Origin of the sequence: Rhizobacter sp., assembly GCF_035702065.1 — a bacterium.
Classification (GTDB): Bacteria; Pseudomonadota; Gammaproteobacteria; order Burkholderiales; family Burkholderiaceae_C; genus Rhizobacter.
Genome location: NZ_DASSRA010000250.1, coordinates 1 through 4,332, shown reverse-complemented (window position 1 = coordinate 4,332; position 4,332 = coordinate 1). Strand labels below are relative to the sequence as shown.

4 protein-coding genes are annotated in these 4,332 nt (G+C 66.4%); all 4 read right to left on the bottom strand.

Annotation, left to right across the window (positions count from 1 at the left end; translation table 11 throughout):
• On the bottom strand, positions 1-1,525 hold a 1,525-nt coding region (gene pyrG, locus VFL64_RS11485), incomplete at its 3' end, for a CTP synthase (protein WP_489540512.1).
• 71 nt (positions 1,526-1,596) lie between these two features.
• Positions 1,597-2,436 carry an alpha/beta fold hydrolase gene (locus VFL64_RS11480; protein WP_489540511.1) on the bottom strand — a complete coding sequence of 280 codons (840 nt, stop codon included), beginning with the start codon at positions 2,434-2,436 and terminating at the stop codon, positions 1,597-1,599.
• Positions 2,436-3,260 (bottom strand): proteasome-type protease, encoded by an 825-nt coding sequence (locus tag VFL64_RS11475; protein WP_489540510.1) that lies wholly within the window; start codon positions 3,258-3,260, stop codon positions 2,436-2,438. Before VFL64_RS11475 ends, VFL64_RS11480 begins: the two co-directional genes overlap by 1 nt.
• Positions 3,257-4,332, bottom strand: a 1,076-nt coding sequence (locus VFL64_RS11470) for a MutS-related protein (RefSeq protein WP_489540509.1), incomplete at its 5' end; no start/stop codon positions are given. The genes VFL64_RS11475 and VFL64_RS11470, both read right to left, overlap by 4 nt.

The following is a 4,332-nucleotide window of genomic DNA, read 5'->3' as shown; positions in this document are numbered from 1 at the left end:
TGCGCGGCAGCTCCACGATCTCGGTGAGCTTCTCGCGCTGGGTGATGGCCGAGATCACCAGGCCGGCGTCGGTGAGCTTGTCGAGGTAGTTCACGTTGGCCTCGTAGCGGTGCCGGTGGCGTTCGGTGACGACGTCGCCGTAGATCTCGTGGGCCAAGGTGCCTGGCTTCACGTCGGAGCTCTGCGCGCCCAGTCGCATGGTGCCGCCGAGGTCGGACTGGGCGGTGCGCTTCTGGATGGAGCCGTCGGCGTCCTGCCATTCCTCGATCAGCGCGATCACCGGGTGCGGCGTCTCGGGCTCGAACTCGGTGCTGTTGGCGTTGGCCAGGCCGGCCTTGTGGCGTGCGTACTCGATGGTGGCCACCTGCATGCCCAGGCAGATGCCCAGGTAGGGCAGCTTGTGCTCGCGGGCGAACTGGGCGGTGAGGATCTTGCCCTCGACACCGCGCTTGCCGAAGCCGCCAGGCACCAGGATGGCGTCGAAGCGCTCCAGCTGGCCGACGTTGGCCGGCGTCAGCGTCTCCGAATCGACGTACTCGATGTTGACCTTGGCGTGGTTCTGGATGCCGGCGTGGCGAAGCGCCTCATTGAGCGATTTGTACGAGTCCGACAGGTCGGTGTACTTGCCGCACATGCCGATGGTGACCGTGCGCTGCGGGTGCTCGACCTCACGCACCAGATCGTCCCAGCGCTTGAGGTTGGCGGGCGGGGTGTTGATGCGCAGCTTGTCGCAGATGAGCCCATCGAGCCCCTGCTCGTGCAGCATGCGCGGCACCTTGTAGATGGTGTCGGCGTCCCACACCGAGATCACGCCCCATTCGGGCACATTGGTGAAGAGCGAGATCTTGGCGCGCTCTTCGTCGGGGATGGCGCGGTCGGCACGGCACAGCAGCGCGTCGGGCTGGATGCCGATCTCGCGCATCTTCTGCACCGTGTGCTGCGTGGGCTTGGTCTTGAGTTCGCCGGCGGCTGCGATGTAGGGCACGTAGGTCAGGTGCACGAAGGCGCAGCTGTTGGGGCCCATGCGCAGGCTCATCTGGCGCACGGCTTCGAGGAAGGGCAGGGATTCGATGTCACCCACCGTGCCGCCGATCTCGACGATGGCCACATCGACCGCATGGTCGGTGCCGAGGCCGGCGCCGCGCTTCACGAACTCCTGGATCTCGTTGGTGACGTGCGGGATCACCTGCACCGTCTTGCCGAGGTAGTCGCCGCGGCGCTCCTTCTCGAGCACACTCTTGTAGATCTGGCCGGTGGTGAAGTTGTTGGTGCGCTTCATCCGCGTGGTGACGAAGCGCTCGTAGTGCCCGAGGTCGAGGTCGGTCTCGGCGCCGTCGTCGGTGACGAAGACCTCGCCGTGCTGGAAGGGCGACATGGTGCCCGGATCGACGTTGAGGTACGGGTCCAGCTTGATGAGGGTGACCTTGAGGCCGCGCGATTCGAGAATCGCTGCAAGCGATGCAGCCGCGATGCCCTTGCCCAACGAGGACACCACACCGCCGGTGACAAAGACGAACTTGGTCATTGCTGGTGGCACTTGCGTGCTGCAAATGCTCTGGTGGTAAAGCGCGATTATAGGCGCCCTACCTGTCGGGCTCAGGCGGGAACGGCGACTTCGGCCAGGGCTTTCAGCCAGCGCAGTACTTCGGCAGAGGTTTCTGCGGGCCGCTCGAAGGGAAAGAGGTGCGAGCCCTCGATCCACGACACCCGCCCTCCGGCCAGGCTCTCGGTGACGGCCATGCCCACCTGCTTGACCTCGGTCGACTGCGTGCCGCCGATGAAGGCCAGAGGGCGCTGCAGCGGGTGGCGCCGCAGGAAGCCGGGGATGTCGTGCGCGATCGTCCTGTAGATGTCGGTCTCTACCTCGCGGCGGAAGCTCAGCGTGTAGCCCTCGTCTTCGTCGGGTTCGATGCCGCATTCGATGTAGTCGTGCAGCACCTCGGGTGCCCAGCGTGCGAACGAGGCCTTGCCGGCGAAGTGGGCATAAGCCGCCTCTTTCGTCGGCCAGTGCTTGCGGCGGCCCTTGGAGATGTGAGCGGGCGAAAAGCGCTCGCCCCAGCCGGTCATCTTGGCGAACTGGATGGTGGGCGTGAGCAGGCCGCCGATGAGCGGCGAATCGAGCAGCAGCACGCCGCGCGCCAACTCCGGGCGTTTGGCCGTGGCCAGCAGGCTCAGGAACCCGCCGAGTGAATGGCCGACCAAGAAGGCCGGTTCGGTGGCGTGCGCCTCGGCGAAGTGGATCAGTTGGTCACGCAGCCGCGGCCAATGGTCGGTGACGGGGTACTTGGGGTCGTGGCCGTATTTCTCGACGGCGTGCACGGTGTAGCCGGCGGCACGCCAGGCCTCGAACAGCACGCGGTAGGTGCCCGCGGGGAAGCTGTTGGCGTGCGAGAAGACGATGGTGCCCTGCGCGCCCTTCTTCTTCGTGGCCGGCATCAGATGATCTTCTCGCTCGGGTTGGTGATCTTGCGCATGGGCTCGTAGCGGCCCGTGCTCACGCACAGCGGGTGGTCTGAACTGCTGCCGTCCCAGTGCGGGTCTTCGATCGACTCGAAGACCTGGCGCAGCTTCTGACCCCAGGAGCTGCGGATCATGTGGAAGTACGGGTTCTGCTCGTCGATGCACACCAGCTGGTCGCTCTGCAGCTTGCCGGCCTGGTACACGAGCAGGTCGAGCGGCAGGCCCACCGACAGGTTGGACTTGAGCGTCGAATCCATCGACACCAGGGCGCACTTGGCCGCTTCTTCGAGCGGGGTCTGCGGCGTGATCATGCGGTCGAGCACCGGCTTGCCGTACTTGGATTCACCCACCTGGAAGTAGCAGGTTTCGCGCGTGGCCTCGATGAAGTTGCCGGCCGAGTAGACGAGGAAGAGGCGCATGGCTTCGCCCTTGATCTGCCCACCGAAGATCATCGAGGCGTTGAAGTCGACACCCGCCTGCTTGAGCGAAGGGCCGTCCTGGTCGTAGACGCGGCGCACCGCGCTGCCGAGCACGCGGACGGCGTCGAACATGCTCGTGGCGTTCCAGATGGTCAGTGGCGGCTCGTCGCCGTTGTCGAGCTTCTCCACCTGCAGGATCTCGCGCACCGATTGCGAGATTGAGAGGTTTCCGGCCGAGAGCAGCACCATGAAGCGGTCGGCCGGCTTCTCGTAGACCATCATCTTGCGGAAGGTGCTGATCTGGTCGAGCCCGGCGTTGGTGCGCGAGTCTGAGAGAAACACCAAACCGGCGTCGAGTTTGATGCCCACGCAGTAGGTCATGACTTGTTTTCCTGGAGAGACTTGAGGCGGTAGAGCGCGTCCAGCGCTTCCTTGGGCGACAGCATATCGGGATTGATCGCGGCGAGCGCCTTGTCGATGGGCGACGGGTCGGCCTCCACGGGGGCGGTCGGAGCGGCGAAGAGGTCGATCTGCGCGTCGCTCGACTTCTGCTGTGCTTCGAGTGCTTCCAGCGCCGCACGCGCCTGCCGTACCAGCCCGCTGGGCATGCCGGCGAGGCGCGCCACTTGCACGCCGTAGCTGCGGCTCGCGGGGCCGGCCTGGATGTCGTGCAGGAAGACGATGTCGTCGCCGCTCTCGGCCGCCGACACGTGCACGTTGAGCGCGCGCTCGTGCTTGACCGGGAACTCGGTCAGCTCGAAGTAGTGCGTCGCAAAGAGCGTGAAGGATCGGTTGCGCTCGTGCAGGTGGCTCGCGATGGCGCCGGCCAGGGCCAGGCCGTCGAAGGTCGAGGTGCCGCGGCCGATCTCATCCATCAGCACCAGCGACTGCTCGGTGGCGCTGTGGATGATGGCGGCGGCCTCGGTCATCTCCAGCATGAAGGTCGATTGCGCATTGGCCAGGTCGTCGGCCGCGCCGATGCGGGTGTGGATGGCGTCGATGGGCCCGAGCCGGCAGGCCGAGGCCGGCACGAAGGAGCCCACCGCCGCCAGGAGCACGATCAGCGCCACCTGGCGCATGAAGGTGCTCTTGCCGCCCATGTTGGGGCCGGTGATGACCAGCATCTTGCGCGTCGCATCGAGCCGGCAGTCGTTGGCCATGAAGTTGCCGGCGCCGGTCTCGGCCAGGCGGGACTCCACCACCGGGTGGCGTCCGGCCTCGATGTCGATGCAGGGCTCGCGCACGAACTGCGGGCGGCACCAGTTGAGCGTGCCGGCGCGCTCGGCCAGCGCGGCCAGTGCATCCAGGCTGGCCAGGGCGCGGGCCAGGCCGCTCAGCTCGTCGAGGTGGGGCTGCAGCTGGTCGATCACCGCCTCGTACAGCATCTTCTCCCGGGCCAGCGAGCGGTCTTGCGCCGACAGCGCCTTGTCCTCGAAGGCCTTGAGCTCGGGCG

Coding starts and splice junctions, on each gene's coding strand:
- VFL64_RS11475 (WP_489540510.1), bottom strand. CDS start 3,260: ATGACCTACTGCGTGGGCATCAAACTCGACGCCGGTTTGGTGTTTCTC.
- VFL64_RS11480 (WP_489540511.1), bottom strand. CDS start 2,436: ATGCCGGCCACGAAGAAGAAGGGCGCGCAGGGCACCATCGTCTTCTCG.